The following is a 26,165-nucleotide window of genomic DNA, read 5'->3' as shown; positions in this document are numbered from 1 at the left end:
ATGCTGCATATCTTCTGTCCTCACTGTGGCGAACTGCGCTCCGAAGAGGAATTCCACGCCTCTGGCCAGGCACACATCCCGCGTCCACTGGACCCGGCTGCCTGCACCGACGAGCAATGGGGCGACTACATGTTCTTCCGCGATAACCCACGCGGGCTGCATCACGAACTGTGGATCCACGCCGCCGGTTGCCGTCAGTACTTCAACGCCACCCGCGACACCGTGACTTACGAAATTCTCGAAACCTACCCGATCGGCACGAAACCGCAGTTCACCAACCCTGCGTTCAAGAAAGCTGCTGAAGGCGAGGGAGACCAGGTATGAGCCAGATCAACCGATTGCCCCATGGCGGCCGTATCGACCGCAGCAAGGTGCTGAACTTCAACTTCAACGGCCAGACGTATCAGGGCTTTGAAGGCGACACACTGGCCGCAGCCCTGCTCGCCAACGGCGTGGACGTTATCGGCCGCAGCTTCAAATATTCGCGTCCTCGCGGGATCTTCGCTGCTGGCTCCGAAGAGCCGAACGCGGTGCTGCAGATCGGCGCAACCGAAGCCACCCAGATCCCCAACGTGCGCGCCACGCAACAGGCGCTGTATTCGGGCCTGGTCGCGACCAGCACCAACGGTTGGCCAAGCGTCAACAACGACGTGATGGGCATCCTCGGCAAGGTCGGCGGCAAGCTGATGCCTCCCGGCTTCTACTACAAAACCTTTATGTATCCGCAATCGTTCTGGATGACTTACGAGAAGTACATTCGTAAGGCTGCCGGCCTCGGTCGTTCGCCGACTGAAAACGATCCGGATACCTACGACAACATGAACCAGCACTGCGACGTGCTGATTGTCGGTGGCGGCCCTGCCGGTCTTGCCGCTGCACTGGCTGCGGCCCGTAGCGGCGCCCGAGTGATCCTGGCCGATGAGCAGGAAGAATTTGGCGGCAGCCTCTTGGACAGCCGCGAAAGCCTCGACGGCAAACCGGCTGCTGAATGGGTGGCCACGGTTATTGCCGAGCTGAAAGGCCTGAAGAACGTGGTGTTGCTGCCTCGGGCCACGGTCAACGGCTATCACGACCATAACTTCCTGACCATTCATGAGCGCCTCACCGATCACCTCGGCGATCGCGCGCCGATTGGTCAAGTGCGTCAGCGCATGCACCGGGTTCGCGCCAAGCGTGTGGTCCTGGCGTCCGGTACCCATGAGCGTCCGCTGGTTTACGGCAACAACGACGTGCCGGGCAACATGCTGGCCGGTGCGGTTTCCACCTATGTGCGTCGTTACGGCGTGGCACCGGGCAAGAAACTGGTGCTGTCCACCAACAACGACCACGCCTACCGCGTTGCGCTGGACTGGCTCGACGCCAGCCTGCAAGTGGTGGCGATTGCCGATGCACGCCACAACCCACGGGGCGCGCTGGTTGAAGAGGCGCGCGCCAAAGGCATCCGCATCCTGACCGGCAGCGCTGTGATCGAAGCCCGTGGCAGCAAGCACGTGACAGCCGCTCGGATTGCCGCCATCGACGTCAAAGCCCATCGCGTCACCAGCCCTGGCGAATGGCTCGACTGCGACCTCATCGCCAGTTCCGGTGGCTACAGCCCTATCGTTCACTTGGCTTCACACTTGGGTGGCAAGCCGGTCTGGCGAGAAGACATCCTCGGTTTCGTACCCGGGGAAGCGCCGCAGAAACGTGTTTGTGTCGGCGGCGTAAACGGCGTCTACGCACTGGGCGACGCCTTGGCTGATGGTTTTGAAGGTGGCGTGCGCGCAGCCAGCGAAGCCGGCTTCAAAGCCGTCGAAGGGATATTGCCGAAAGCCCTGAGCCGCGCTGAAGAGCCGACGCTTGCGCTGTTCCAGGTGCCCCACGACAAACCGACCGCCCGTGCGCCGAAGCAATTCGTTGATCTACAAAACGACGTCACCGCTGCTGCTATCGAGCTGGCGACCCGTGAAGGTTTCGAGTCGGTTGAGCACGTAAAACGCTACACCGCTCTGGGTTTCGGTACTGATCAGGGCAAGTTGGGTAACGTCAACGGTCTGGCCATCGCCGTCCGCTCGCTGAACGTGACCATCCCGGAAATGGGCACGACCATGTTCCGCCCGAACTACACGCCGGTCACCTTTGGCGCGATAGCAGGTCGTCACTGTGGGCACATTTTCGAGCCTGTACGCTTCACCGCGCTGCACGCCTGGCATGTGAAAAACGGTGCCGAGTTCGAAGACGTCGGCCAGTGGAAACGTCCGTGGTATTTCCCGAAAGCCGGTGAAGACATCCATGCAGCCGTGGCCCGCGAGTGCAAAGCCGTGCGTGAAAGCGTCGGCCTGCTGGACGCCTCGACCCTCGGCAAGATCGACATTCAGGGTCCGGATGCCCGGGAGTTCCTGAACCGCATCTACACCAACGCCTGGACCAAGCTCGATGTGGGCAAGGCGCGTTACGGCCTGATGTGTAAAGAAGACGGCATGGTCTTCGACGACGGGGTTACAGCTTGCGTCGCCGACAACCATTTCATCATGACCACCACCACTGGCGGCGCGGCTCGCGTACTGCAATGGCTGGAAATCTATCAGCAGACCGAATGGCCTGACCTGAAGGTGTACTTCACCTCTGTGACCGACCATTACGCGACCCTGACCCTGTCAGGCCCGAACAGCCGCAAGCTGCTCAGCGAAGTGACCGACATCGACCTGGGCCGTGAAGAGTTCCCGTTCATGACCTGGAAAGAAGGTCAGGTCGGTGGCGTTCCGGCGCGGGTGTTCCGTATCTCGTTCACCGGCGAGCTGTCCTACGAGGTCAACATTCAGGCTGACTACGCCATGGGCGTGCTGGAAAAGATTATCGAGGCGGGCAAGAAGTACAACCTGACACCGTACGGTACCGAGACCATGCACGTGCTGCGGGCCGAGAAGGGTTTCATCATCGTAGGTCAGGACACCGACGGTTCGATGACCCCGGACGACCTGAACATGGGTTGGTGTGTGGGCCGCACCAAGCCGTTCTCATGGATCGGCCAGCGTGGCATGAACCGCGAAGACTGCGTGCGCGAACAGCGTAAGCAGCTGGTGGGGCTCAAGCCGATTGATCCTGACAAGTGGCTGCCGGAAGGCGCGCAGCTGGTGTTCGATCCTAAACAGTCGATCCCGATGACCATGGTCGGTCACGTGACCTCCAGCTATGCGGCCAACTCCCTGGGCTATTCGTTCGCCATGGGCGTGGTCAAGGGCGGTCTGAAGCGCATGGGCGAGCGGGTGTTCTCGCCGCAAGCCGATGGCAGCGTGATCGAAGCCGAAATCGTGTCTTCGGTGTTCTTCGATCCGAAGGGTGAGCAGCAGAACGTTTAAGCAGGCGGCGCCTCCCGTAGGAGCGCGCTTGGTCTGGGCCGCATCCGGACGATGAACGATTACGCGGTGGATCTGAAAGACCGAGTCGATCCAATCGCGGGCAAGCGCGCTCCTACAGGTTATTAACAGAATTCAGAACAGGTGCTCTATGACCACAGCCAACGTTTACCAGCAGCGGCCAACGACCGGCGCAAAAGCCGAGTCACCGTTGTTCCACGCCGACCTCAACAGCCTGGTCGGTAAAGGCCGCGCCAACCCTGGCGTGTTCCTGCGCGAGAAAAAATTGCTCGGGCATCTGACTCTCCGTGGCGATGCCCACGATCCGGCTTTCGCCGCCGGGGTACATAAGGCACTGGGCATGGAATTGCCTGGCGCGCTGGCACTGGTTGTCAGCGGTGAAAGCTCGCTGCAATGGCTGGGTCCGGATGAATGGCTACTGATCGTGCCAAGCGGCGAAGAGTTCAGCATCGAGCAGAAACTGCGCGAAGAACTCACCGGTCTGCACATTGCCATCGTCAACGTCAGCGGCGGTCAGTCGATCCTCGAACTGAGCGGCCCGAAAGTCCGCGAAGTACTGATGAAGTCCACCAGCTACGACGTGCACCCGGACAACTTCCCGGTGGGTAAAGCCATCGGCACGGTGTTCGCCAAATCGCAGTTGGTGATCCGCCGGACCGGCGAGGAAACCTGGGAACTGCTGATCCGCCGCAGCTTCGCCGATTACTGGTGGATGTGGTTGCAGGATGCGAGTGCTGAATATGGCCTGACTATCCAGGCTTGAATGCCCTCCCTGTAGGAGCGCGCTTGCCCGCGATGGCGGTGCGTCGATCAGCAAAGATGTAGCTGACCCGGCGCCATCGCGGGCAAGCGCGCTCCTACAGGGATTACACAACTTTCAGGAGTTATCGAATGAGCCGCGCCCCCGACACATGGATTCTGACTGCCGACTGCCCAAGCGTTCTGGGCACGGTGGACGCGGTGACCCGCTATCTGTTCGAGCAGGGCTGCTACGTCACTGAGCACCACTCCTTCGATGACCGGCTGTCCGGCCGCTTCTTCATTCGCGTGGAATTCCGCCAACCGGACGGGTTTGACGAGCAGGGCTTCCGCGCTGGTTTGAAGGAACGTGGCGAAGCCTTTGGCATGATCTTCGAGCTCACCGCGCCGAACTACCGTCCAAAAGTTGTGATCATGGTCTCCAAAGCTGATCACTGCCTCAACGATCTGCTCTACCGCCAGCGCATTGGCCAACTGTCCATGGACGTGGTCGCCGTGGTGTCCAACCATCCGGATCTGGAGCCCCTGACGCGCTGGCATGAAATTCCGTACTACCATTTCCCGCTGGACCCTAACGACAAGCCCGCGCAGGAAAGCAAAGTCTGGCAGGTGATCGAAGAGTCCGGTGCCGAGCTGGTGATTCTTGCCCGCTACATGCAAGTGCTGTCACCGGATCTGTGCCGCAAGCTGGATGGTAAGGCGATCAACATTCACCACTCACTGCTGCCCGGTTTCAAGGGTGCCAAGCCTTACCATCAGGCCTACAACAAGGGCGTGAAACTGGTGGGTGCCACCGCGCACTACATCAACAATGACCTGGACGAAGGCCCGATCATCGCCCAAGGCGTGGAGGTGGTGGATCACAGCCACTACCCAGAAGACCTGATCGCCAAAGGCCGGGACATCGAAGGCCTGACCCTGGCCCGGGCGGTGGGTTATCACATTGAGAGGCGAGTGTTCTTGAATGCCAACAGGACAGTAGTCCTTTAAACGACGCATATCCCCCTGTGGGAGCGAATTCATTCGCGAATGCGGTTGTACAAACGACGAATCTCCATCGGATGTACCGGCCTCTTCGCGAATGAATTCGCTCCCACAGGGGTCGTGAACACAGATTCAAAGCAAGCACCCCAGAGCAATCAGTGCGTTGCTGCAACACCAACAAGCAGCGCATTTCTCCGCGACATAACAACAAAATCGAGGTGAAAGAATGTCTGACAATCGTGGTGTGGTGTATCTCGGCGCTGGCAAAGTCGAAGTACAGAATATCGCTTACCCGAAAATGCAGGATCCGCGTGGTCGCAAGATCGAGCACGGTGTCATCCTGCGGGTAGTCTCCACCAACATCTGTGGCTCGGACCAACACATGGTTCGCGGCCGCACCACTGCCCAGACTGGCCTGGTCCTGGGTCATGAAATCACCGGCGAAGTGATCGAAAAAGGCACAGGCGTCGAGAACCTGAAAATCGGTGACCTGGTGTCCGTGCCGTTCAACGTGGCTTGCGGTCTGTGCCGCTCCTGCAAGGAGCAACACACCGGCGTATGCCTGACGGTAAATCCGGCTCGTCCGGGTGGCGCATACGGTTATGTCGACATGGGCGACTGGACCGGCGGCCAGGCGGAATACGTGCTGGTGCCGTACGCCGACTTCAACCTGCTCAAGCTGCCTGATCGCGATCGGGCCATGGAAAAAATTCGCGACCTGACCTGCCTCTCCGACATCCTGCCTACCGGTTACCACGGCGCGGTAACAGCAGGCGTTGGCCCAGGCAGCACTGTTTACATCGCTGGCGCCGGTCCTGTGGGCCTGGCCGCTGCTGCATCGGCACGTCTGCTGGGCGCGGCCGTGGTGATCATCGGTGACGTCAACCCGGCTCGTCTGGTCCATGCCAAGGCTCAGGGTTTTGAAATCGCCGACCTGTCACTGGACACTCCGCTGCACGAGCAAATCGCCGCGCTGCTGGGCGAGCCAGAAGTGGACTGCGCTGTTGACGCTGTAGGTTTCGAAGCTCGGGGCCATGGTCATGCGGGCGTGCAACATGAAGCACCGGCCACAGTCCTCAACTCTTTGATGGGTGTAGTGCGCGTGGCTGGCAAAATCGGCATTCCCGGCCTGTATGTGACCGAAGATCCTGGCGCTGTAGATGCAGCGGCAAAAATGGGCAGCCTGAGCATCCGCTTTGGCTTGGGCTGGGCGAAATCCCACAGCTTCCACACCGGCCAGACCCCGGTCATGAAGTACAACCGCCAACTCATGCAAGCCATTATGTGGGATCGCATCAAGATCGCTGACATCGTCGGCGTTGAAGTCATCAGCCTCGACGATGCCCCGCGCGGTTACGGCGAGTTTGATGCTGGCGTGCCGAAGAAGTTTGTGATTGATCCGCATAAGTTGTTTAGTGCGGCGTAATGATCCCCTCGATCAAGAGCGAAGTGATTCGCTCTTGATGCGAGTAAAGGCGCTCACAAGGTGACAACCCGCTGGGTTAGGTATCAGGCCCCGGTGAACAGGTCTCTATTGGTGCGCTGGGCCCTAATCGCCATTGCCATTGCTACTGCCCTACGCTGCTCTGGTGTTTGCTCGCCGAGTATCCGTGAAAGCTGGGCTTTGGCCGCAGATTGAGATGCGACTTGTTCGCGGGTCAACGCCGCATTCAACTCGTACCTCCTTTGCGGCGTTGCAATAAATACCAATTGATGTTCATCAGCCCCTCTGTTGATAGGAGGGTTCGTTGGGAACTGACCAAGTCTCTCAGGAGTTACTTCGTATCGCCTAGCAAGCCGACTCGCTTCAGAGCTGGGCGGCCAGTTACCAGTGTTAACCCACTCCTGGATCGTCCCATTCTTTTTAGCTGCCAAGAGGTCTGCGGGTGGCCGCGCACCAATGCGCCTATTCACCAATGGGTTGCGAAGGTTAATACGTGGGATGGCAGTCATGTGAGGAGCTCGCGAAGGAATAACCACTCGCCCTAGCGGCTTAGCCGTTTTAAAAAACCGAAAAAAAGATCTCAAAAAAACAAACATATGCCCACTCGGATCCACCCGATTAACCGGATCCCCTGCGCAATAAGCATAAGCATTAATCCCACCCTCACCAAACGGGCTAAAACTGTCCGGGCTGTTAAATCTCATCAATATCGGATTGAACGCTCTATAGCCGTTACCCAACAGATAATGCCCGGTCACCGGGTCTGGCTGTTCGCCGTTGAAGCCTGGTAAGTCCAGTGCCGGATGGCGGGTGCCGTATGGGGTGTAGGCGATCTGAAGGTGTTCAGTCGTATTCAGGACTGAGCGCTGTTGATCCGTCCCCAGTAGAGCGCATTCAATCTGAGCGGCACGCCGTGTCTGTTGCGCGAGTAACTGGTCGTCGCTCTGCACCAGGCTGCGCTGGATCTGGCCTTGGATTTCCGTGGTCAGCCGGCTCTTCTGATAGAAGCGCTCGATAGAATCCAATGCGGCAGGCGAGCAGGACGCAAGGCGGTCTAGGGCGTCGTAATGGTAATGACACAACAAAGCCTGGTGCTTGGCAGTCATGGGGCTCTCCCCAAAGCGCGGGTGGCTTGGGTGCAAGTCTCCACCGATTTCTACCCGCTGCCTACCTAGCAAAACTACTAGGTATCGTTTTGCGATCATGCGTTAGTCATGCCCCTGTAGGAGCTGCCGATCAATGGATACCTGCCCACCAGACGAACGCAAGGAACATTGCCTGCCCCTTCAAGGTCGAACACGTGTTTGTACCGGCTACTGCCGGTTCTTTTGGTTGAGGGGTTTGTGGCAATGAAGATTTCACGCGGTGTAGCACTGGCAACGTTGATGGCTCTGGCCTCCAGCCCGGTGTTTGCCTTTAACCTGAACGACGCGGCCAACGCAGTTGCCAACGCCACCGGCGGCAATCAGAAAGCTACCGCAGCGCCTGAAGCTGCCGGGCTGCTCAATACGCTGGGCACGTCCCTCAATATCACGCCAGAGCAGGCGGTTGGCGGTACTGGCGCACTGCTGGGTCTGGCGAAGAATAAGCTCGCTGGCAACGATTACAGTCAATTGAGCAAATCCGTGCCGGGCCTTGACCAACTGGCCGGCACCAGCGCGCTGGGCAGCCTTGGCAGCCTCAACGGCTTAGGTAACGTGCTGGGTAACTCGGGCAAAAGCGCTGACAGTTCGGTGTTGAACAGCGCTTTAGGAAACTTGCAAAGCATGGGCGACGTGAACAAGGCCTTCACAGCTTTGGGCATGGACAGTGCAATGGTCAGCCAGTTTGTCCCGCTGATTCTGCAATACCTCGGCCAGCAAGGCGCTGGCGGCACAGCGCTGCAAAGCCTGAGCGGTATCTGGGGCGCAGGCAGCTGATTCAGCGCTGATTATTCACGCTTGGGACGCATCGCCGCGCAAGGTGGCGATGCGTGCATTCTTTTCCTGCCAAAGCTGGTTGACCCAGCCCTGCACTTTCTCGCGAAAAACCGCATCGCTCTCGTAATCGCCTTGCCACAAGGCGGGATCAAGCTCCCGCGTCTGGATGTCGATGATCACATGGGGTACATCACCACAGAGCAGGTTCCAGAACCCCGGAATCCGCTCGCTGGGGTAAACCACGGTGACATCCAGAATGGCATCCAGCTGTTCGCCCATCGCCGCGAGTACGAACGCCACGCCGCCTGCCTTGGGTTTGAGCAGGTGCGAATAGGGGGAATCCTGCGCGACTTTTTTCGCCGGGGTGAAACGCGTCCCTTCGAGGTAATTGACGATGGTCACCGGCTGACGCTTGAACAGCTCGCAGGCTTGCCGGGTGATTTCCAGGTCGTGACCTTTAAGCTCTGGGTTCTTGGCCAGGAATGCCTTGGTGTAGCGCTTCATGAACGGATAATCCAGGGCCCACCACGCCAGCCCCAGCAGCGGTACCCAGATCAGTTCTTTCTTGAGGAAGAATTTGAAGAATGGCGTGCGCCGATTGAGGGCCTGGATCAACGCCGGGATGTCGACCCACGACTGGTGATTGCTGATCACCAGATAGGACGTGTCGCTACGCAGGCCTTCTGCGCCGCGCACGTCCCAACGGGTGGGGATACACAAGGCAAAAATCAGTTTGTCGATCTCGGCCCACGTCTCGGCCAGCCACATGACTGCCGCCGAACACTGGTCGCGCAGGTGCCCGCTGAATGTCAGCTTGAGCAGGGCAAAGACCAGCAGCGGCCCAATCATGATTAAGGTATTGAGCAACAGCAGCAGAGTGACTAAACAGCCAGTGAACAGGCGACGCATAAAATAATTCTTGTGATTTCTGGGCGGGCCATCATAAAGAGGCTAGCCGCTAACGCCAAATCTGCTTGGTGCGAACAAATGTTTCACGAGGTTACGAGTAAGGTTGGGGGCTGCGAACGAACACCGCTGCTGCGGTCTAACAACGAACCCTGTGGGAGCGGTGCTTGGTCTGGGCGGCATTCCGACGATAAGGCTGGACGCGGTTCACGTTAGATCGCCTAAACTTTATCGTCGGAATGCCGCCCAGACCAAGCACCGCTCCCACAGGTGATCGCATTCCACCTTCAGAGAGGTAACCACCACGTGAAATCAATCCTGGCGCTTTTGTCCCTGCTGGCGTTGCCTGTCATGGCCGCGGAGCCGACGCTGTATGGCCGCTACGAATACATCAAGGTCGGTGAACTCGGCGAAACCTTCAAAGCCAAAATGGATACCGGCGCGTTGACCGCTTCCCTGTCGGCCAAGGACATCGAGCTGTTCGAGCGCGATGGCGATGACTGGGTGCGTTTCCGCCTGGCCACCAAAGACGCCAGCAACAAGGTCTACGAGCATAAAGTCTCGCGCATCAGCAAGATCAAGAGCCGTTCTGAAGGCGACGATGAGGATGAAGAGCTCGATCCGACCAAACGCCCGGTTGTCGATCTGGAGCTATGCCTGGGTAACGTCAAACGCACCGTCGAGGTCAATCTGGTGGATCGCAGCCACTTCAACTATCCGCTTTTGATTGGTGCCAAGGCGCTGCGTGAGTTTGATGCGGCGGTGAATCCTGCACGTCGTTATACGGCGGATAAGCCGGATTGCTGATTGACTGACACACCGCAAATCCCCTGTGGGAGCGTATCCTGAGAGAACAAAAAACGGCGCCCTTTCGGGGCGCCGTTTTTGTTTTACAAGCCGTTTATCAAGCGTTAACCAGACTCGGCTCAGGCTCGCGCACCACCGGCTGCAGCGGCAGCAAAGGTGCGTGGGGATCGGCTTCAACCGATGCACGCCACGCTGCCAGCCATTCCGGATGGCTCTCGCTCCAGACCTGCTCGTGCAGGCGGGCCAGGGCGACCGGGTCGCTGAGCAGCATCAACCGCTCCTGATTGTCGAGCTTGTCGGGACCGGCCTTCAACGCGTGGCGCACACGTTCCATACGCACGAACTCGATAGGCTCGACGATCCGGTGGCGCGAGGTCGCCAGGGCGCAGGCCAGGGCGTTCTGCTGCGGATCGACCACTGCGCGGATGAAGCCTTGCTTCAGCGCGTGCCAGCGATTTTCGTGGGTGTACAGATCAGTGGACACCAGCTCTTGAGGAGGGGTGTGCTCTTCAGGAATCAGGAAGAATTTCTCATCCCGCGCCTTCAAGCCCAAACCAGTCCGGCTGGAAATCACCGACACCGGAATCGACAGCATCAACGAGCCGACGATTGGCGCCAGCCACCACAAGAAGCTCGGGTTCAGCCAAGCCACCAGTAATGCCCAGCACGCGCCCAACAGGGTTTGCGGACCGTGACGCTTGACCGCTTCGATCCACGGCGTGGAGTCGTCGTCGCGTTGCGGGGAGTTCCAAGTCGCAGCCCAACCCAGGAAGGCAGCCAGTACGAAGCGGGTGTGGAACAACATGCGCACCGGAGCCAGCAGCACCGAGAACAGCATTTCCATCAGCATCGACAGGGTCACTTTGACCTTGCCGCCAAAGCCTGTAGCACCTTTGGCCCAGATCAGAATCACGCTGAGCAGCTTGGGCAGGAACAACAGGACGATAGTCGTCGAGAACAACGCTACGGCTTTCTCCGGGTGCCATTGTGGCCACAGTGGATACAGCTGACGAGGTTCAAGGAAGTACGTCGGCTCCATCAACGTATTGACCGCCAGCAAGGCTGTGGACAACACCAGGAAGAAAAACCATAACGGCGCCGACAAGTACGACATCACACCGGTCAGGAATACCGCCCGGTGAACCGGGTGCATGCCCTTGACCAGGAACAGCCTGAAGTTCATCAGGTTGCCGTGGCACCAGCGACGGTCGCGCTTGAGTTCGTCCAGCAGGTTTGGCGGAAGCTCTTCGTAGCTGCCCGGCAAATCGTAGGCAATCCACACGCCCCAGCCGGCACGGCGCATGAGCGCAGCTTCAACGAAGTCGTGGGACAGAATCGCACCGGCAAACGCACCTTTACCCGGCAACGGCGCCAGGGCGCAGTGCTCGATAAACGGCTTCATGCGGATAATTGCGTTGTGACCCCAATAGTGGGATTCACCCAGCTGCCAGAAGTGCAGACCGGCAGTGAACAACGGGCCGTAAACGCGAGTAGCAAATTGCTGCATACGGGCATAAAGCGTGTCCATGCCCGAGGCACGTGGCGCGGTCTGGATGATACCGGCGTCCGGCGTGGCTTCCATCAAGCGCACCAGACTGGTCAGGCATTCGCCGCTCATCACGCTGTCTGCGTCGAGCACGACCATGTAACGGTAATCACCACCCCAGCGACGGCAGAAGTCGTCAAGGTTGCCACTTTTGCGTTTTACGCGGCGGCGACGGCGGCGATAGAAAATTTTGCCGAAGCCTTTGGTCTCGCGACACACATCCAGCCAGGCCTGTTGCTCGGCCACGCAGATATCGGTCTCATTACTGTCGCTGAGTACGAAGAAGTCGAAGCGATCCAGGTCACCGGTGGCTGCAACTGACTCGAATGTCGCTCGCAAGCCGGCGAACACGCGCGGCACGTCTTCGTTGCAGATCGGCATGACCAGAGCGGTACGCGCGCCTTTTTCAATCGGCTCGTTACCTGCGCTGGCACCGGAAATACGATATTTGTCACGACCGGTGAGCAACTCCAGAAAGCCCATCAAGGCGGTCCAGAAACCTGCCGAAACCCAGCAGAACAGAATCCCGAACAGCAACAGAATGCTGGTCTGCAAGGCATACGGCAGAACTTGCCACATGGTCTGCACAAAGGTCTGATGAGTGATTTCGTCCAGCGAAACCAGCGACCAGCCTTGATACGGAAGGATGCCCTTCATGTACCAGCCGGCAACGATGGTCTGGCCGAGCATCAGGATTAGCAAAATGTAACGACGAATCGAACCCACGGTGCGCCAGCGCGCCTTGGGCAGACGATCCGGCTCAGGCTCAACGGGGTTGCTGCGACCGGTCAGACGACGCCAGCCACGGACCAGAATGTTGGTCCGCCATGGCTCAGGCACGACCTTGGTACGGCGAATCGGCGGCGTAGCCTTGAGCACCACGCGACCATTTGCATCGAGGGCGAGCATCTCGGCATCGTGCAAATCATCGGCGGTGGTCAATGTCAGGCGGCGGCCCACCGAAGCCTGAGCGGCATCGGCGGGATCGCTGACCGGCTGCGCGGCAAGTCGTTCGTGCAGTTCGGCAAACGAGGTGCAGCTGGCCAATTCGGCCCGCTGCTCGTCGCTCATCGGCAGATGTGCCAGGTACTCGCTAAGCGATTCTGGCACTGGTAGAGAATTACTCATCGGCTGGCAACTGGTAGCTCCAGGTCTCGGTCATGACTTGCAGCGTCTTGGCCGGTTCCGGGATGGTGGGCGCAGCCTCGGCTGCTGGCTGCTGGATCTCTTTGCCGTCTTTGTCTTTCGCCACTTCAGTCTTGGCGACATCCGCTTTGGCAGTATCGGCTGGCTTGGCTGCATCAGCCTTGGCGTCGGCAGGCTTGGCTGCATCTGCTTTGGCGTCAGCCGGTTTGGCCGCGTCCGCCTTGACTACAATCTCGGCCTTCGGAGGAGTGGCTGCGTTTGCAGGCGCTGCCTTTTTCTCTTCGCCGACATGAGCTTTGGCAGCAACAAGCAGCGCAGGTTCCTTGCCCGGTTCGGCAGGGATTTCACGCAGCAGATAGGCCTTCATCTCAATCGGCTTGTTGGTGTCTTTGACCTTGACCCGCAGCGTCAGGCGATAACCCTTGGTGACCGGGTTGTAACGCAGGTTGTTTTCCACCAGCTCGGTGTTGGTGTCGGTGGTGACCTGGCTACGGATGGTCTTGTCTTCAGGCATCGAGGCGAGGATAGGACCGACGAAATCGATCTGGAACGCGACGCTGCCGTCCAGCTGACGAATCAGGTTGGATTGACGAATATCGCCCGCCGAACGCAAGGTCTGCTTCACCCAGCCCAGATCAGGTGAGTGAATGGCTTTCTCGTCCATGGTCCAGTGAATGCGATAGTTGAAGTCAACTGGTTCGCCTGGAGCTGGCAGGGTTTCCGGCTTCCAGAACGCAACGATGTTGTCGTTGGTTTCATCGGCTGTCGGGATCTCAACCAGATCTACAGTACCTTTGCCCCAGTCGCCCTTAGGCTCGATCCAGGCACTTGGACGCTTGTCGTAGCGGTCATCCAGATCTTCGTAGCTGGAGAAGTCGCGGCCACGTTGCAGCAGGCCGAAACCGCGCGGATTCTCTACCGAGAAGCTGCTGACAGCCAAGTGTTTAGGGTTGGTCAGCGGACGCCACAACCATTGGCCATTGGCTGCCTGGATCGACAGACCGTTGGAGTCGTGCAGCTCGCGGCGGTAGTTCTGCACACGCGAAGGCTGGTTGGCACCGAACAGGAACATGCTGGTCAGCGGCGCGACGCCAAGCTTGGTGACCTTGTCACGCAAGTACATACGCGACTGAACATCAACCAGTGTGTTGGTCCCCGGACGCAGGGTCAGCTTATAAGCACCGGTTGCACGAGGGGAATCCAGCAACGCGAAGATCACCAGATGGTTGTCATCGGCACCTGGCTTCTCGATCCAGAACTCGGTGAAGCGCGGAAATTCTTCGCCGGAAGGCAACGCAGTATCAATCGCCATGCCACGGGCAGACAAACCGTAGACCTGGCCTTTGCCGATCACGCGGAAGTAGCTCGCGCCCAGCATAGTCATGACTTCGTCTTGCTTGTCGTCTTTATTGATCGGGTAGGTCACACGGAAACCGGCGTAGCCGAGTTTCTCGGTCGACTTGGGGTCGAACTTCAGATCGCCGAAATCGAAACGATTAGGGTCGTACTTGATCTCTTCAACGGTGGTCGCAGTGACTTCGTTGATTTTGACCGGCGTGTCGAAGTGCATGCCCTGGTGATAGAACGACACCTTGAACGGGGTTCTGTCGCCAGCCCATTCGGCACGGTCTTCGCGAGGGCGAATTTTTTGATAGTCCGCGAACTTCATGTCGCGAAACTCTGCTGGCAGATTGCTCCTTGGAGCTTCGTATTTCTGCCCGGCCATTTCTTTGGCCCTGCTCGCCACATCATCGAGACTGAACGCCCACAACTGGGTGGCGCTGAACAGTGAGATCAGGGCTGAGCTTGCCAATAGCGCGCTACGCAACCGCTTGCCAGATGTCTTTACCGCATTACAGGGACTAACAATCACGAGCAACCCTCGCCGAAAACAGATGAAAAAACCAACGGCCAGCTATCTAATGCCGGGTTGGCGAGCATTGTTCCGACTCCGAAAGAACCTAATGATTCCCCAAACGGTGTCGGACCAGCTTCTGACCTTGCCAAACGGTGCGACGGACGCCGAACTCCGTACCGCGCGATTATCTAGTAGCGCGCGTAACAACGCATCAGGTCAGATGAAGTATTTATAGATATTTGTAGCCTTATGACATCACCGCAGCTACACCGGACACCTCAGGTCTCCAGCAAAAACGTTACCGGGCCATCATTTATTAAGTGCACTTGCATGTCTGCACCAAATTGGCCCGACTCCACCACCTCGTGCGAGCTTTTCGCCTGCTGCAGTAAGTAGCCGAACAACTCGGCGCCCAGCGCGGGTGGCGCAGCTTTTGAGAAACTTGGGCGCATGCCGCTTTTAGTGTCGGCCGCAAGTGTGAACTGCGAAACCAGCAGCAGACCACCGGCCACGTCCCGCAGGGAAAGATTCATCTTGCCCTCTGCATCGCTGAACACCCGGTAGTTAAGCAGTTTGTGCAGCATCTTATCGGCGCTGGCCTGAGTGTCTTGAGGCTCGATCCCGACCAGTACCAAGAGGCCTTGATCAATAGAGCCAACAATCTGCCCCCCGACCTCGACCCGCGCGCCGCGGGCGCGTTGTAGTAAGGCTTTCATGCATCAAATCCCGATTTCATGTGGAGCGCTATGCCTGTGGGAGCGGTGCTTGCCCGCGATAAGCGCTGGACGCGGTTCACGCCAGATCATCTAAACCTTATCGCGGGCAAGCACCGCTCCCACATATGCAGGCTCGGCAGCGCCGCCCGATTTAAGCCTCTTCAGGCGGCAAATCCAGCAACCGGCGGGCCACCTGAGCCGCAGCGCGAACCAGGGCGTCGGTGATGCCCGGCTCAGAAGCGGCGTGCCCGGCATCGCGAATCACTTGCAGCTCGCTGTTCGGCCAGGCCTGGTGAAGTTCCCAGGCATTGTCCAGCGGGCAGATCACGTCGTAGCGGCCGTGCACGATGATGCCCGGCAGGTGGGCAATCTTCGGCATGTCGCGGATCAGCTGGTTTTCTTCAAGGAACGAGTTATTGGTGAAGTAGTGGCACTCGATCCGCGCAATTGACAGCGCCCGCTGCGGCTCGGAGAAACGATCCACCACCTGAGGATTGGGGCGCAAGGTGGCGGCGCGGCCTTCCCAGGTGGACCATGCCTTGGCGGCGTGCATCTGGGCGATCTGGTCAGAGCCAGTCAGGCGCTTGTGGAAGGCCTGAAGCAGATTATCGCGCTCATCCAGCGGGATCGGAGCGATGTAGTCCTGCCAGTAGTCGGGGAACATACGACTGGCGCCACATTGGTAGAACCATTCGATTTCCTGCGGACGGGCCAGGAAAATACCGCGCAGGATGAGCGCATGTACGCGCTCGGGGTGAGTCTGTGCATAAGTCAGCGAGAGAGTCGAACCCCAGGAACCGCCAAACAGCACCCATTTTTCGATGCCAAGGTGTTCGCGAATCCGCTCAAGGTCCGCTACCAGATCCCAGGTGGTGTTTTTTTCCAGGCTGGCGTGGGGCGTGGAGCGGCCGCAGCCGCGCTGGTCGAAGGTGATGATGCGGTACATATTAGGATCAAAGTAGCGGCGGCTTTGCGCATCGCACCCTGAACCAGGGCCACCATGAATGAAAACCACCGGCAGACCCTCCGGCGAACCGCTTTCATCAACGTACAAAACATGCGGCGCTTCTACGGCCAGATCGTGCCGGGCGTAGGGTTTGATCTGTGGGTACAAGGTCTGCATAGGTGCTCCGTAAGTGTGATTCCTGGGGCTGCTATCAATCTGCCGTTGGGCATCATAAACCCGAAACGTGGAATGTTCATGCTGTCACTCAACGCCCCACGCAAGTGGAACGATCAATGCAAGCGTTCTGCCAATTACTGTGATTAGCGAACCAGACTGTTATGTCTGGGTCGAAGCGTGGGACGCCTCCCCGGTTTTTTCAGATATTTCGGGAAAAGATTGCGGACACGCCCTACAGTCAAAGATCACCATCCTTCATTCGTCTGACTACTTGAGGTCGTATCGATGTCTCAGGAACCACTTGTTCGTGACGCTGAAGTGGCCGCTTTTCGCGCCGCCGTTCTCGCCAAACTCACCTATGCGGTGGGTAAGGACCCTGACCATGCGTTTGAGCATGACTGGTTCGAAGCCGTTGCACTGGCCGCCCGCGACCACATGGTCGAGCACTGGATGGACCATACCCGGCAGATTTACCGCAAGGTCCAGAAGCGGGTTTATTACCTGTCGCTGGAATTTCTCATTGGCCGCTTGCTATACGACAGTCTGAGCAACCTCGGCCTGCTGGAAATCGCCCGCGAGGCCATGACCGAGCTGGGCGTGGACATCGAGCGCATCAAATTGCTGGAGCCGGACGCCGCACTCGGCAACGGCGGCCTGGGCCGTCTGGCTGCGTGCTTCATGGAAAGCATGTCGACCCTCGGCATCGCCGGTCACGGCTATGGCATTCGTTACGAACACGGCCTGTTCCGTCAGGCCATCGTCGACGGCTGGCAGCAGGAGCAAACGGAGAACTGGCTGGACTTCGGTAACCCGTGGGAATTCGAGCGCCCTGAAGTGGTGTATCCCATCGGCTTTAGCGGCAGTGTCGAAACCATCATCAATGAAGCGGGCGAACAGCGTCAGGTCTGGCGCCCATCGGAAACCGTGCGAGCCATCGCTTACGACACACCGGTGGTCGGCTGGCGCGGCAAAAGCGTGAACACCCTGCGTCTGTGGCGTGCCCGTGCGGTGGAAGATCTGCACCTTGAGCGTTTCAACGCCGGTGACCACTTTGGTGCAGTCGCCGAAGTCGTGCGCGCAGAAAGCATCTCCCGTGTGCTGTACCCCAACGACGCGACGGAAGCCGGCCAGGAATTGCGCCTGCGTCAGGAGTATTTCTTCGTTTCCGCATCGCTGCAGGATTTGCTGCGCCGTCACTTGAACATGCATGCCACGCTAATGGATCTGCCGGAACACGCCGCGATCCAGATGAACGACACGCACCCTTCCATTGCCGTGGCCGAGCTGATGCGTCAGTTGATCGACAACCACGGCATCGCGTGGGACGCGGCGTGGAAGATCACCGTCGGCACCCTGGCCTACACCAACCACACCTTGCTGCCTGAGGCGCTGGAAACCTGGTCGGTAGGCCTGATGGAGCGGATGTTGCCGCGCCACATGCAGATCATCTACATCATCAATGCCCAGCACATCGACACGCTGCGCGCCAAAGGCATTCATGACTTCGATGTGCTGCGCGCCGTGTCGCTGATCGAAGAAGAAAATGGTCGTCGGGTTCGCATGGGTAACCTGGCGTTCCTCGGCTCCCATAGCATCAACGGCGTTTCGGCGCTGCATACCCAATTGATGCGCAAGACGGTGTTTGCCGAGCTGCACAAGCTGTATCCGGAGCGGATCAACAACAAAACCAACGGCATTACCTTCCGCCGCTGGCTGTTCCAGTCCAACCCCAAGCTCACCGACATGCTTAAAGAAGCCTTGGGCGATGACGTGCTCGATAACGCGGAAACGCGCCTGATCGAGCTGGAGCCCTTTGCCGAGAAAAGCTCGTTCCGCAAGCAGTTCGCCGATCAGCGACTGCATAGCAAACGCGCGCTGGCAGCGATCATTAATGAGCGACTCGGCATCGTGGTCAACCCGGCCGCGATGTTTGATGTGCAGGTCAAACGGATCCACGAATACAAGCGTCAGTTGTTGAATCTGTTCCACACTATTGCGCTGTATCAGGCCATTCGTGCTCAACCGGGCACCGATTGGGTGCCACGCGTGAAAATTTTCGCGGGCAAGGCAGCGGCTAGTTATCACTCGGCCAAGTTGATCATCAAGCTGACCAACGACATCGCCCGTACCGTGAACAACGACCCGACTGTGCGCGGGCTGCTCAAAGTGGTGTTCCTGCCCAACTACAACGTGAGCCTGGCGGAAAGCATCATCCCGGCAGCCGACTTGTCCGAGCAGATTTCTACAGCGGGCCTGGAAGCATCTGGCACCAGTAACATGAAGTTCGGCCTCAACGGCGCACTGACCATCGGCACCTTGGACGGTGCCAACGTGGAGATGAGCGAGCAAGTCGGGCTGGAACACATGTTCATTTTCGGCATGACGGCGCAACAGGTCGAAGCCCGCAAATTGCTGGGTGACTTCAGCGCTCACGGAGACGCTGCCGCATCGGGTCGTCTGAACGATGTGCTGCAAGCAATCCGTGGCGGGGTGTTCTCGCCGGATGATCCAAATCGCTATGCGGGTTTGATCGATCAATTGCTGGCGTATGACCGCTTCATGGTCTGTGCGGACTTTGATTCGTACTGGGAAGCCCAGGCCAAGGTCGAAGCTCACTGGCACGACTCCAAGCAATGGTGGCGCTCGGCAGTGCTCAACACCTCGCGCATGGGCTGGTTCTCATCGGACCGGACGATTCGCGAATATGCCGGAGAGATCTGGCAGGCGCTGGATTAAACCTCGAACGCATAAAGTAAAACCGTGGGACCCGTGGGAGCGAGCTTGCTCGCGAAGACAATGGTTCATGCGCCACATTGTGGTGACTGTATCGACGCCTTCGCGAGCAAGGTGGAGCGCCACACCGGTCGCTCCCACAGTTATTTGAAATGTGGGATATTTCGCACCAATGCAGTAGCAAAAACCTACAAACGATAAGGACTTCTCGGACAATTCCGAGCAGACACCCCATGAAAATCGAGCTTTTGAGTCGTCCGCAGCTGTTCAGAGCGGCCGTTTTCGGCGCCACGCTGGTCAGCGCGATGTTTGCCAGCGCCCAGGAAAATCCCGGCGACTTTGCCAGCCGTACGCCCTTGAAACTCTCAGGCGAAGGCCCGTGGTACCGCATTGAGCTGCCACTGGCGGTGCAACTGGATTCACGCAGGTCCGATCTGGCGGATGTGCGCATCTTCGATGCTCAAGACCAGGCGCAAGCGTATTCCGTCGCCTACAAACCGGTTCAGCTCCAACAGCCCTCTACGCCGACTGACGTGAAGTGGTTCCCGCTCTATGACAACGCTGACGCCAGCGACACCGTACCGACCATTCGTGTCGAACGGACCGCCAGCGGTGCGGTGGTCGACGTGCAACCGCAAAGTGACATTGAAGCCGGTGAGGAAATCCTGCGTGGCTGGCTGTTGGACACCAGCGCCCTGAACACCCCGCTGGAGCTGCTGACTCTGGACTGGAGCACCGAGCGCGAAGGTCTACAGCGCTTCACGATTGAAGCCAGCGATGACCTTCAAACCTGGCAAGCCTGGGGTGAAGGCCAGGTTGCCCGGCTCTCCTTCGCCGACGAACTGGTCGAGCAGCGGGACGTCAGCCTGCCCGGTCGCACAGCTCGCTATCTGCGGCTGCTATGGAAAGCTCCCCAGAGCGCGCCGACCCTGACCTCAGCACAGCTGACCAGTGTGCACACAGACAATCCGAGCTTACCCCTGAGCTGGTCGCAACCTGTCAGCGGCAGTCTGGCGGAACCTGGCAATTACATTTGGGATCTGCCACGCGCATTGCCTATCGAGCACCTGAAATTCGACATCAGCCAAGCCAACAGCCTGGCACCAGCCACCTTGTATGGTCGCCTGGACAGTAAAGCCCCGTGGGAGCCGATCGGCAGCGGGCTGCTTTACCGCCTGATGCAAAACGGCGAGAACATGGTCCAGGACGAAATGCAGTTGCCGGGTAAAGTCGTGGGCCAATTGCGCCTCGAAGTCGACGAACGCGGCGGCGGCCTGGGCGCGCAAGCCCCGCAAATACGTTTCGCCGTGCGCGCCACCCAACTGGTGTTCCAGGCACAGGGTAATGGGCCGTTTTCTCTGGCCGTCGGTAACGCGACAGCGACTGTGGGCAGCGTGCCGCTGTCGACATTGATCCCCGATTACAGCTCACAGAGGCTGGCCAGCCTGGGTCGCGCCGAACCCGACACCGCCCCTGTAAAGGCTGCTGGCGTGGCACCCGCTCCCATTGCTCCCATTGCTCCCATCGTGGACAGCTTCGACTGGAAACGCGCAGGCCTGTGGGGCGTTCTGGTGCTGGGCTTTGTTCTGCTGGGCTGGATTGCATTGAGCTCGCGGCGGGGGTCACAACCAAGGTCGTAAGCTGATCGCTAGTCCTGTAGGAGCGCGCTTGCCCGCGATAGCGTGAGGTCAGACAACATATTTTTCGCTGGCATACCGCATCGCGGGCAAGCGCGCTCCTACAGTACGTGTCAGGACCGCCCGACAGCGCGGCGCCAACGCCGGGACGGGGTCTCCTACCATCCATGGTGCCCACCTCGTTTCAGCCACCCCTTCAGCAATTTCCAGCTACGCTGAGCCAAACGTGAACTCAATGGGTGATAACCCAGTCTTATGGGCAGTATTACGTCTCCACTCGCGTTAAACTGCGCGGGTTTTTATTCCCCCATATTCGGAGCTATCCATGTCCCGCGTTACCCTGAGTCGCTATTTGATTGAGCAGACCCGCAGCAACAACACTCCTGCCGATCTGCGCTTCCTGATCGAGGTGGTGGCGCGTGCGTGCAAGGAAATCAGCCACGCCGTCTCCAAGGGCGCGCTGGGCGGCGTGCTTGGCAGCATGGGCACTGAAAACGTTCAGGGCGAAGTGCAGAAAAAGCTCGACGTGATTTCCAACGAAATCCTGCTTGAAGCCAACGAATGGGGCGGTCACCTGGCCGGCATGGCGTCCGAAGAAATGGACAATGCCTACCAGATTCCCGGCAAATACCCGAAAGGCGCGTACCTGCTGGTATTCGACCCACTGGACGGCTCGTCGAACATCGACATCAACGCCCCGGTTGGCACCATCTTTTCGGTACTGCGTTGCCCGAACGAATACCTGAGCCAGAATGAGCCGTTGAACGAAAACGCTTTCCTGCAGCCAGGGACCCAGCAAGTAGCCGCCGGTTACGCGATTTACGGCCCGCAGACCATGCTGGTGCTGACTCTCGGCGACGGCGTCAAAGGTTTCACCCTGGATCGCGAGATGGGCAGCTTCGTACTGACCCACGAAGACATCAAGATTCCGGAATCCACTCAGGAATTCGCCATCAACATGTCCAACCAGCGTCACTGGGAAGCCCCGGTACAGCGCTACGTTGACGAATTGCTGGCGGGTGAAGACGGTCCTTTGAAAAAGAACTACAACATGCGCTGGGTTGCGGCGATGGTTGGCGACGTGCATCGCATCCTGACTCGTGGCGGCCTGTTCATGTATCCACGTGACAGCCGCGAACCTTCCAAGCCAGGCAAACTGCGCCTGATGTACGAAGCCAACCCGATGTCCTTCCTGGTTGAACAGGCTGGCGGCGCGTCCACCGATGGTCACCAGCGCATCCTCGATATCAAGCCGGACGGCCTGCACCAGCGTGTAGCGGTGTTCCTGGGTTCGAAGGAAGAAGTTGAGCGCGCGACCTCGTACCACAAAGGCTGATCATCATGATTGCCCCCTGGCTTGCGCTGCTTGAATGGTGGTTCGGTTCTGCCGAATCCCCCAGTGAAGTGGCAAAAGCCAAGGGCAAGTTGTGGTTCGGCAAGAGCAAAGCACAGGACGCCGAAGCCAAGAGTCGCTTCGGCGATCTGGTCGATACGGCGCTCTCTGGCGGTTTGAAAGAGTGGGCAGAAACCCCTGATGGCTGGCTGGCATTGATACTGCTGCTGGACCAGTTACCACGCATGATTTACCGCGACACCCCCAAAGCCTTCGCTGGGGATCAACGGGCTCAGCAACTTGTCATACATGGCCTGAAGCTCGGCCGTGACCAGCATCTGGATCCGCTGCAACGCACCTTTATCTATCTGGTGCTTGAGCACTGTGAAAACCTCGACGCGCAGAATCAGGCCGTCGCCCGCATTACCGATCTCCTCCCCTTACTCCCCGCCACTGACCGCGAATTTCTCACCAGCAGCCTCGACTACGCCGAGCGCCACCGTGCAGTGATCAAACGCTTCGGTCGCTTCCCGCATCGCAACGACATCCTCGGGCGCACTTCCACGCCAGAAGAAATCGAGTTTCTGAAAGAGCCCGGGTCGAGGTTTTAAGACTTTACTGGGAGCTATGAAGAAGGCGCTTGGTTAACAAGTCAGTCATGTTTCTGCGGGTATCGGCGATGACATGAATGAACACGACGTCCTGCCGAGTTTCGTAAATAATTCGATTCATGCCTGAAACAATCTGGCGAAATGGGCCAAGATTCAACATCTCAATCTCTTCAGGGACTGCGCCCAAAAGGGGTGAGGTCTCAAGAATTTTCAAGGCTTTCTGGAGTTTCTCAGAAGTCATCAGCCAAGTGTCGTGCGAGAACTTGCGGACTATATAGTTACGTAATTCTTTGAGTTCGTATTGTGCGGACTTCAAAATGACAACTTTGAAACTCATTCGTCATCATTCCTGTCCAGCGCTGCGAATGCCTCATCGATGTCATTAAATTCCCCGCGCTCTATCTCGCGACTACCCAGCGCAAGAATTTTGAGCAGGGCAAAGGTCTCCAACTGCTGCTCATAGCTTTTCACGTCCAGCACGACCAGCTTCGCTTCACCATTTTGAGTGATCAGCATAGGCTCACGACTTTCAGACAGGTCCCTGACGATTTCGGCCGCGTGGCTTTTCAGATAGCTGATTGGCTTCACATGCGATGAAAGCTTCATAAGGCAAAATCTCTTAGGCGAGAAACAAAGAACCGATTTTAGTCCGAATTCAGTCTTCCACACAAAGACCCGTCGACCAACGGAACCAGATCGAGTTTTTCTCTTCTAAGCTTTCGGCATTACGCCAGCATGCGTGCCCGATCGACCGTTTGCTGCGGCGTTGCCCCCTTCCGTTCAGGAGCTTCATCCATGTCTCTGCGCGCTCTAGCGTTGTTGTCTTTTCTCGTTCTGCTGACTGCTTGCAGCAAGGTCAATCAGGAAAACTACTCGAAACTTTCCGCTGGCATGCCCAAGGCAGAGGTCGAAAACCTGCTCGGCAGCCCGACCGAATGTTCCGGCGCGCTGGGCATGTCCAGTTGCACGTGGGGCGATCAGAAAAGCTTTATCAGCGTTCAATACGCTGGCGACAAGGTGCTGATGTTCTCGGGCCAGGGTTTGAAATAAGTCATGATCAAATTACTTGTGCGCTTCGGCGTGGTGTTGATGGCCAGCTTTCTGGCAATTGGTTTTGCGCACTCGGCGGACAACCTTGAGCCCAAGACCGTTGGCGAAGTGGATCTCAAGCAGTACCAGGGCACCTGGTACGAAATCGCTCGTCTGCCGATGTTTTTCCAGCGCAACTGTGCGCAGTCCGAAGCCCATTACCTGCTCAAGCCTGATGGCAATGTCGGCGTGACCAATCGCTGCCGGACCATCGAAGGCGAATGGCAGGAAGCCACCGGCACGGCCTCGCCGCAAGTGCCAGGCAAGACCGACAAGCTGTCGGTAGTGTTCGATAACTGGTTTTCACGCATTCTGCCTGGCGTAGCCAAAGGCGATTACTGGGTGCTGTACATCGGCGACGGTTACAAGACCGCCGTGGTTGGCAATCCGGATCGCAAATACCTGTGGCTGCTGTCGCGCACGCCGACGGTATCTACGTCCGTTAAGGAAAAAATGCTCAGCGAAGCCCAGCAACAGGGCTACGACACCACCAAGCTGATCTGGCGGGTTGAAGATTCGAAGATCGGGAAGGAAGGGAAATAACTATTCCAAGTATTGACGCGATGTCGTGGGACCGGCTTTAGCCGGGAAGAGGCCGGTACATTCGCAACATTTCTATCGTCAGAAATGTCGCCTTCCCGGCTAAAGCCGGTCCCACGTCGACGTCGTCAAATACCGAATCTTTACCCCAACAGCTCACGCAACACCTGGGCGAAGTCACGACTGCTCTGCTCTTCCCCGGCGTGATGCCCTTCTCGCACCACCCACTTGCCATTGACCATCACATCGCGAATCTGCCGGTCCCCGCCTGCGAACAGCCAACGATTGAGAACCCCGTCGCCCGACGCTGTGGCGATATAGGGGTCATTGCCATCCAGCACCAGCCAGTCAGCCCGCTGCCCGACCTCCAACTTCCCAATCGGCTGAGCCAACGCCTGCGCACCGCCGGCCAACGCTGCATCAAACAAGGTCCGGCCGACCATCGGCTGGTCACTGCGATACAGGCGGTTACGACGCTGATCCCGTAGCCGCTGGCCGTACTCCAGCCAACGTAACTCCTCCACCACGCTCAGCGAAACGTGGCTGTCGGAACCGATTCCCCAGCGCCCACCCTGTGCGACGTAGTCCACGGCCGGAAAGATTCCGTCACCCAGATTCGCTTCCGTGGTCAGACACAACCCGGCAACCGCCCCACTCCGGGCCATCAGTGCTACTTCGTCCGGCTCCACATGCGTCGCATGGACCAGACACCAGCGCTGATCCACTGCCGTGTTCTCATACAACCATTGCACCGGTCGGCGACCGCTCCAGTTCAGGCAGTCATCGACTTCCTTTTGCTGTTCGGCAATGTGGATGTGCACCGGGCATTGCTTATCGCTGGCCGCCAACACCTTACTGATCTGCTCCGGGGTGACGGCGCGCAGGGAGTGAAAGCACAGACCCAGCTGTTGCGCCGGTTGCTCGCGCAGCATTGGCAGCAACCTGGCTTGAAGATCGAGATAGCTGTCAGTGCTGTGGATAAACCTCCGCTGACCGTCATTCGGCGCTTGCCCACCAAAGCCTGCGTGGCTATAGAGCACCGGTAACAGCGTCAGACCGATACCCGCGGAACTGGCCGCCGCGCTGATCTGCAGCGCCAGCTCTGCGGGATTCGCATAGGGCTTGCCGTCAGTGTCCTGATGCACGTAGTGAAACTCGGCGACGGAGGTAAACCCGCCTTTGAGCATTTCGATATACAGCTGGCGAGCAATCACGCCAAGTTGCTGGGGGCTGATCTGCCCGACCAGCCGGTACATCAGGTCGCGCCAGGTCCAGAAACTGTCGTTGGGGTTGCCCGCCACTTCCGCCAGCCCCGCCATCGCTCGCTGAAAGGCGTGGGAATGCAGATTGGGCATGCCCGGCAACAGCGGACCTTTGAGCCACTCTGCACCAGAAGCCTCAGCGTCAATGGCGATGCGGGTGATCACGCCAGCGGCGCTGACCTCAAGGCGCACATTATTGGCCCAACCGCTGGGTAAAAAAGCGCGCTCGGCGAAGAAGGCGGACATGGTTCTGCATCCCGTCAAAAGTGATTTGTATATACATATACAGACGTTTGCACGCTCGGTAAACTCCGGCAAGCTTGCCGTTGAACCGCTTAATGGTTAGCGTGACCGCACAGTTATCAGTGCCACAGCGCTACAAGATTAGCGCGACCC

The 26,165-nt window shown here is 58.4% G+C and carries 22 protein-coding genes; 13 read left to right on the top strand and 9 right to left on the bottom strand.

All coding sequences use genetic code 11. The annotated features are described in order from the left end of the window. The 5 genes from IV01_RS14400 (at position 1) to fdhA (ending at position 6,525) form a co-directional block, all read left to right on the top strand. Positions 1 to 324: a sarcosine oxidase subunit delta gene (locus IV01_RS14400; protein WP_032628140.1), complete on the top strand. Its 324-nt coding sequence runs from the start codon at positions 1 to 3 to the stop codon at positions 322 to 324. Then, the gene (locus tag IV01_RS14405; RefSeq protein ID WP_032628139.1) at positions 321 to 3,338 is read left to right on the top strand and encodes a sarcosine oxidase subunit alpha; all 3,018 of its coding nucleotides are present in this window, start codon (positions 321 to 323) and stop codon (positions 3,336 to 3,338) included. The genes IV01_RS14400 and IV01_RS14405 overlap by 4 nt, the downstream gene beginning before the upstream one ends. 148 nt (positions 3,339 to 3,486) lie before the next feature. Beyond that, a complete protein-coding gene (locus tag IV01_RS14410; protein ID WP_032628138.1) occupies positions 3,487 to 4,119 on the top strand; it encodes a sarcosine oxidase subunit gamma in 633 nt (210 codons plus the stop codon). A 128-nt stretch (positions 4,120 to 4,247) separates the two neighbouring features. After that, positions 4,248 to 5,105 carry a formyltetrahydrofolate deformylase gene (gene purU / locus IV01_RS14415; protein ID WP_032628137.1) on the top strand — a complete coding sequence of 286 codons (858 nt, stop codon included), beginning with the start codon at positions 4,248 to 4,250 and terminating at the stop codon, positions 5,103 to 5,105. Between the two features lie 220 nt (positions 5,106 to 5,325). Then, on the top strand, positions 5,326 to 6,525 hold the full coding sequence (gene fdhA, locus IV01_RS14420) for a formaldehyde dehydrogenase, glutathione-independent (protein WP_032628136.1): 1,200 nt from the start codon (positions 5,326 to 5,328) through the stop codon (positions 6,523 to 6,525). Between the two features lie 83 nt (positions 6,526 to 6,608). Here fdhA and IV01_RS26635 read toward each other — a convergent pair whose 3' ends face one another. After that, positions 6,609 to 7,649 carry an RHS repeat-associated core domain-containing protein gene (locus tag IV01_RS26635; protein ID WP_154232210.1) on the bottom strand — a complete coding sequence of 347 codons (1,041 nt, stop codon included), beginning with the start codon at positions 7,647 to 7,649 and terminating at the stop codon, positions 6,609 to 6,611. 243 nt (positions 7,650 to 7,892) lie between these two features. On the opposite strand from IV01_RS26635, the gene IV01_RS14425 reads away from it, so the two are divergent. Further along, a complete protein-coding gene (locus tag IV01_RS14425; RefSeq protein WP_032628135.1) occupies positions 7,893 to 8,462 on the top strand; it encodes a DUF2780 domain-containing protein in 570 nt (189 codons plus the stop codon). A gap of 15 nt (positions 8,463 to 8,477) precedes the next feature. Here IV01_RS14425 and IV01_RS14430 read toward each other — a convergent pair whose 3' ends face one another. Further along, positions 8,478 to 9,371, bottom strand: a complete 894-nt coding sequence (locus IV01_RS14430) for an acyltransferase (protein ID WP_032628134.1) — start codon at positions 9,369 to 9,371, stop codon at positions 8,478 to 8,480. Positions 9,372 to 9,674: 303 nt separating this feature from the next. On the opposite strand from IV01_RS14430, the gene IV01_RS14435 reads away from it, so the two are divergent. Continuing rightward, positions 9,675 to 10,175 (top strand): ATP-dependent zinc protease, encoded by a 501-nt coding sequence (locus tag IV01_RS14435; RefSeq protein WP_032628133.1) that lies wholly within the window; start codon positions 9,675 to 9,677, stop codon positions 10,173 to 10,175. 97 nt (positions 10,176 to 10,272) lie between these two features. Here the strand turns inward: IV01_RS14435 and mdoH are convergent, their stop codons facing one another. The 4 genes from mdoH to pip all read right to left on the bottom strand — a co-directional run bounded on the left by mdoH (position 10,273) and on the right by pip (position 16,564). Next, a complete protein-coding gene (gene mdoH / locus IV01_RS14440) occupies positions 10,273 to 12,849 on the bottom strand; it encodes a glucans biosynthesis glucosyltransferase MdoH (protein ID WP_032628132.1) in 2,577 nt (858 codons plus the stop codon). Further along, positions 12,842 to 14,746: a glucan biosynthesis protein G gene (locus tag IV01_RS14445; protein WP_324294253.1), complete on the bottom strand. Its 1,905-nt coding sequence runs from the start codon at positions 14,744 to 14,746 to the stop codon at positions 12,842 to 12,844. Before IV01_RS14445 ends, mdoH begins: the two co-directional genes overlap by 8 nt. Positions 14,747 to 15,003: 257 nt before the next feature. Continuing rightward, on the bottom strand, positions 15,004 to 15,441 hold the full coding sequence (gene dtd / locus IV01_RS14450) for a D-aminoacyl-tRNA deacylase (RefSeq protein WP_032628130.1): 438 nt from the start codon (positions 15,439 to 15,441) through the stop codon (positions 15,004 to 15,006). Positions 15,442 to 15,592: 151 nt separating this feature from the next. Continuing rightward, a complete protein-coding gene (gene pip / locus IV01_RS14455; protein ID WP_032628129.1) occupies positions 15,593 to 16,564 on the bottom strand; it encodes a prolyl aminopeptidase in 972 nt (323 codons plus the stop codon). Between the two features lie 285 nt (positions 16,565 to 16,849). Here pip and IV01_RS14460 point away from each other — a divergent pair, with 285 nt between their 5' ends. From IV01_RS14460 to IV01_RS14475, 4 genes are all read left to right on the top strand, one after another. Further along, on the top strand, positions 16,850 to 19,300 hold the full coding sequence (locus tag IV01_RS14460) for a glycogen/starch/alpha-glucan phosphorylase (protein ID WP_032628127.1): 2,451 nt from the start codon (positions 16,850 to 16,852) through the stop codon (positions 19,298 to 19,300). A 230-nt stretch (positions 19,301 to 19,530) separates the two neighbouring features. After that, positions 19,531 to 20,937, top strand: coding sequence for a DUF3999 domain-containing protein (locus IV01_RS14465; protein WP_050507459.1), 1,407 nt, complete (start codon positions 19,531 to 19,533; stop codon positions 20,935 to 20,937). A 322-nt stretch (positions 20,938 to 21,259) separates the two neighbouring features. After that, positions 21,260 to 22,270: a class 1 fructose-bisphosphatase gene (locus IV01_RS14470; protein WP_032628126.1), complete on the top strand. Its 1,011-nt coding sequence runs from the start codon at positions 21,260 to 21,262 to the stop codon at positions 22,268 to 22,270. Positions 22,271 to 22,275: 5 nt separating this feature from the next. After that, on the top strand, positions 22,276 to 22,878 hold the full coding sequence (locus IV01_RS14475; RefSeq protein ID WP_032628125.1) for a DUF924 family protein: 603 nt from the start codon (positions 22,276 to 22,278) through the stop codon (positions 22,876 to 22,878). Between the two features lie 4 nt (positions 22,879 to 22,882). Here the strand turns inward: IV01_RS14475 and IV01_RS14480 are convergent, their stop codons facing one another. Both IV01_RS14480 and IV01_RS14485 read right to left on the bottom strand, forming a co-directional pair. Next, positions 22,883 to 23,215: a type II toxin-antitoxin system RelE/ParE family toxin gene (locus IV01_RS14480; RefSeq protein WP_032628124.1), complete on the bottom strand. Its 333-nt coding sequence runs from the start codon at positions 23,213 to 23,215 to the stop codon at positions 22,883 to 22,885. Next, on the bottom strand, positions 23,212 to 23,484 hold the full coding sequence (locus IV01_RS14485; RefSeq protein WP_032628122.1) for a type II toxin-antitoxin system Phd/YefM family antitoxin: 273 nt from the start codon (positions 23,482 to 23,484) through the stop codon (positions 23,212 to 23,214). The genes IV01_RS14480 and IV01_RS14485 overlap by 4 nt, the downstream gene beginning before the upstream one ends. Positions 23,485 to 23,673: 189 nt before the next feature. Between IV01_RS14485 and IV01_RS14490 the strand changes: the two genes are divergently transcribed. Together IV01_RS14490 and IV01_RS14495 are read left to right on the top strand one after the other, a co-directional pair. After that, entirely contained in the window at positions 23,674 to 23,928 is a 255-nt protein-coding gene (locus IV01_RS14490) for a lipoprotein (protein ID WP_032628121.1), read from the top strand. Between the two features lie 3 nt (positions 23,929 to 23,931). Then, entirely contained in the window at positions 23,932 to 24,510 is a 579-nt protein-coding gene (locus tag IV01_RS14495) for a lipocalin family protein (protein WP_032628120.1), read from the top strand. Between the two features lie 140 nt (positions 24,511 to 24,650). Here IV01_RS14495 and IV01_RS14500 read toward each other — a convergent pair whose 3' ends face one another. Beyond that, complete coding sequence (locus IV01_RS14500) at positions 24,651 to 26,015, bottom strand: formimidoylglutamate deiminase (RefSeq protein WP_032628119.1); 1,365 nt, start codon at positions 26,013 to 26,015, stop codon at positions 24,651 to 24,653. Between the last annotated feature and the right edge of the window lie 150 nt (positions 26,016 to 26,165).

Source organism: Pseudomonas syringae (assembly GCF_000737245.1).
Classification (GTDB): domain Bacteria; phylum Pseudomonadota; class Gammaproteobacteria; order Pseudomonadales; family Pseudomonadaceae; genus Aquipseudomonas; species Aquipseudomonas syringae_J.
This window is presented reverse-complemented; position numbering and strand designations above follow the sequence as displayed.

Excerpts from the sequence above, each read along its gene's own strand:
- IV01_RS14400 (WP_032628140.1), top strand. The coding sequence starts at position 1 with ATGCTGCATATCTTCTGTCCTCACTGTGGCGAACTGCGCTCCGAAGAG.
- IV01_RS14430 (WP_032628134.1), bottom strand. The coding sequence starts at position 9,371 with ATGCGTCGCCTGTTCACTGGCTGTTTAGTCACTCTGCTGCTGTTGCTC.
- dtd (WP_032628130.1), bottom strand. The coding sequence starts at position 15,441 with ATGAAAGCCTTACTACAACGCGCCCGCGGCGCGCGGGTCGAGGTCGGG.
- IV01_RS14410 (WP_032628138.1), top strand. The coding sequence starts at position 3,487 with ATGACCACAGCCAACGTTTACCAGCAGCGGCCAACGACCGGCGCAAAA.
- IV01_RS14460 (WP_032628127.1), top strand. The coding sequence starts at position 16,850 with ATGTCTCAGGAACCACTTGTTCGTGACGCTGAAGTGGCCGCTTTTCGC.
- pip (WP_032628129.1), bottom strand. The coding sequence starts at position 16,564 with ATGCAGACCTTGTACCCACAGATCAAACCCTACGCCCGGCACGATCTG.
- IV01_RS14470 (WP_032628126.1), top strand. The coding sequence starts at position 21,260 with ATGTCCCGCGTTACCCTGAGTCGCTATTTGATTGAGCAGACCCGCAGC.
- IV01_RS14500 (WP_032628119.1), bottom strand. The coding sequence starts at position 26,015 with ATGTCCGCCTTCTTCGCCGAGCGCGCTTTTTTACCCAGCGGTTGGGCC.
- IV01_RS26635 (WP_154232210.1), bottom strand. The coding sequence starts at position 7,649 with ATGACTGCCAAGCACCAGGCTTTGTTGTGTCATTACCATTACGACGCC.
- purU (WP_032628137.1), top strand. The coding sequence starts at position 4,248 with ATGAGCCGCGCCCCCGACACATGGATTCTGACTGCCGACTGCCCAAGC.
- mdoH (WP_032628132.1), bottom strand. The coding sequence starts at position 12,849 with ATGAGTAATTCTCTACCAGTGCCAGAATCGCTTAGCGAGTACCTGGCA.
- IV01_RS14475 (WP_032628125.1), top strand. The coding sequence starts at position 22,276 with ATGATTGCCCCCTGGCTTGCGCTGCTTGAATGGTGGTTCGGTTCTGCC.
- IV01_RS14490 (WP_032628121.1), top strand. The coding sequence starts at position 23,674 with ATGTCTCTGCGCGCTCTAGCGTTGTTGTCTTTTCTCGTTCTGCTGACT.
- IV01_RS14465 (WP_050507459.1), top strand. The coding sequence starts at position 19,531 with ATGAAAATCGAGCTTTTGAGTCGTCCGCAGCTGTTCAGAGCGGCCGTT.
- IV01_RS14425 (WP_032628135.1), top strand. The coding sequence starts at position 7,893 with ATGAAGATTTCACGCGGTGTAGCACTGGCAACGTTGATGGCTCTGGCC.
- IV01_RS14485 (WP_032628122.1), bottom strand. The coding sequence starts at position 23,484 with ATGAAGCTTTCATCGCATGTGAAGCCAATCAGCTATCTGAAAAGCCAC.
- fdhA (WP_032628136.1), top strand. The coding sequence starts at position 5,326 with ATGTCTGACAATCGTGGTGTGGTGTATCTCGGCGCTGGCAAAGTCGAA.
- IV01_RS14495 (WP_032628120.1), top strand. The coding sequence starts at position 23,932 with ATGATCAAATTACTTGTGCGCTTCGGCGTGGTGTTGATGGCCAGCTTT.
- IV01_RS14480 (WP_032628124.1), bottom strand. The coding sequence starts at position 23,215 with ATGAGTTTCAAAGTTGTCATTTTGAAGTCCGCACAATACGAACTCAAA.
- IV01_RS14405 (WP_032628139.1), top strand. The coding sequence starts at position 321 with ATGAGCCAGATCAACCGATTGCCCCATGGCGGCCGTATCGACCGCAGC.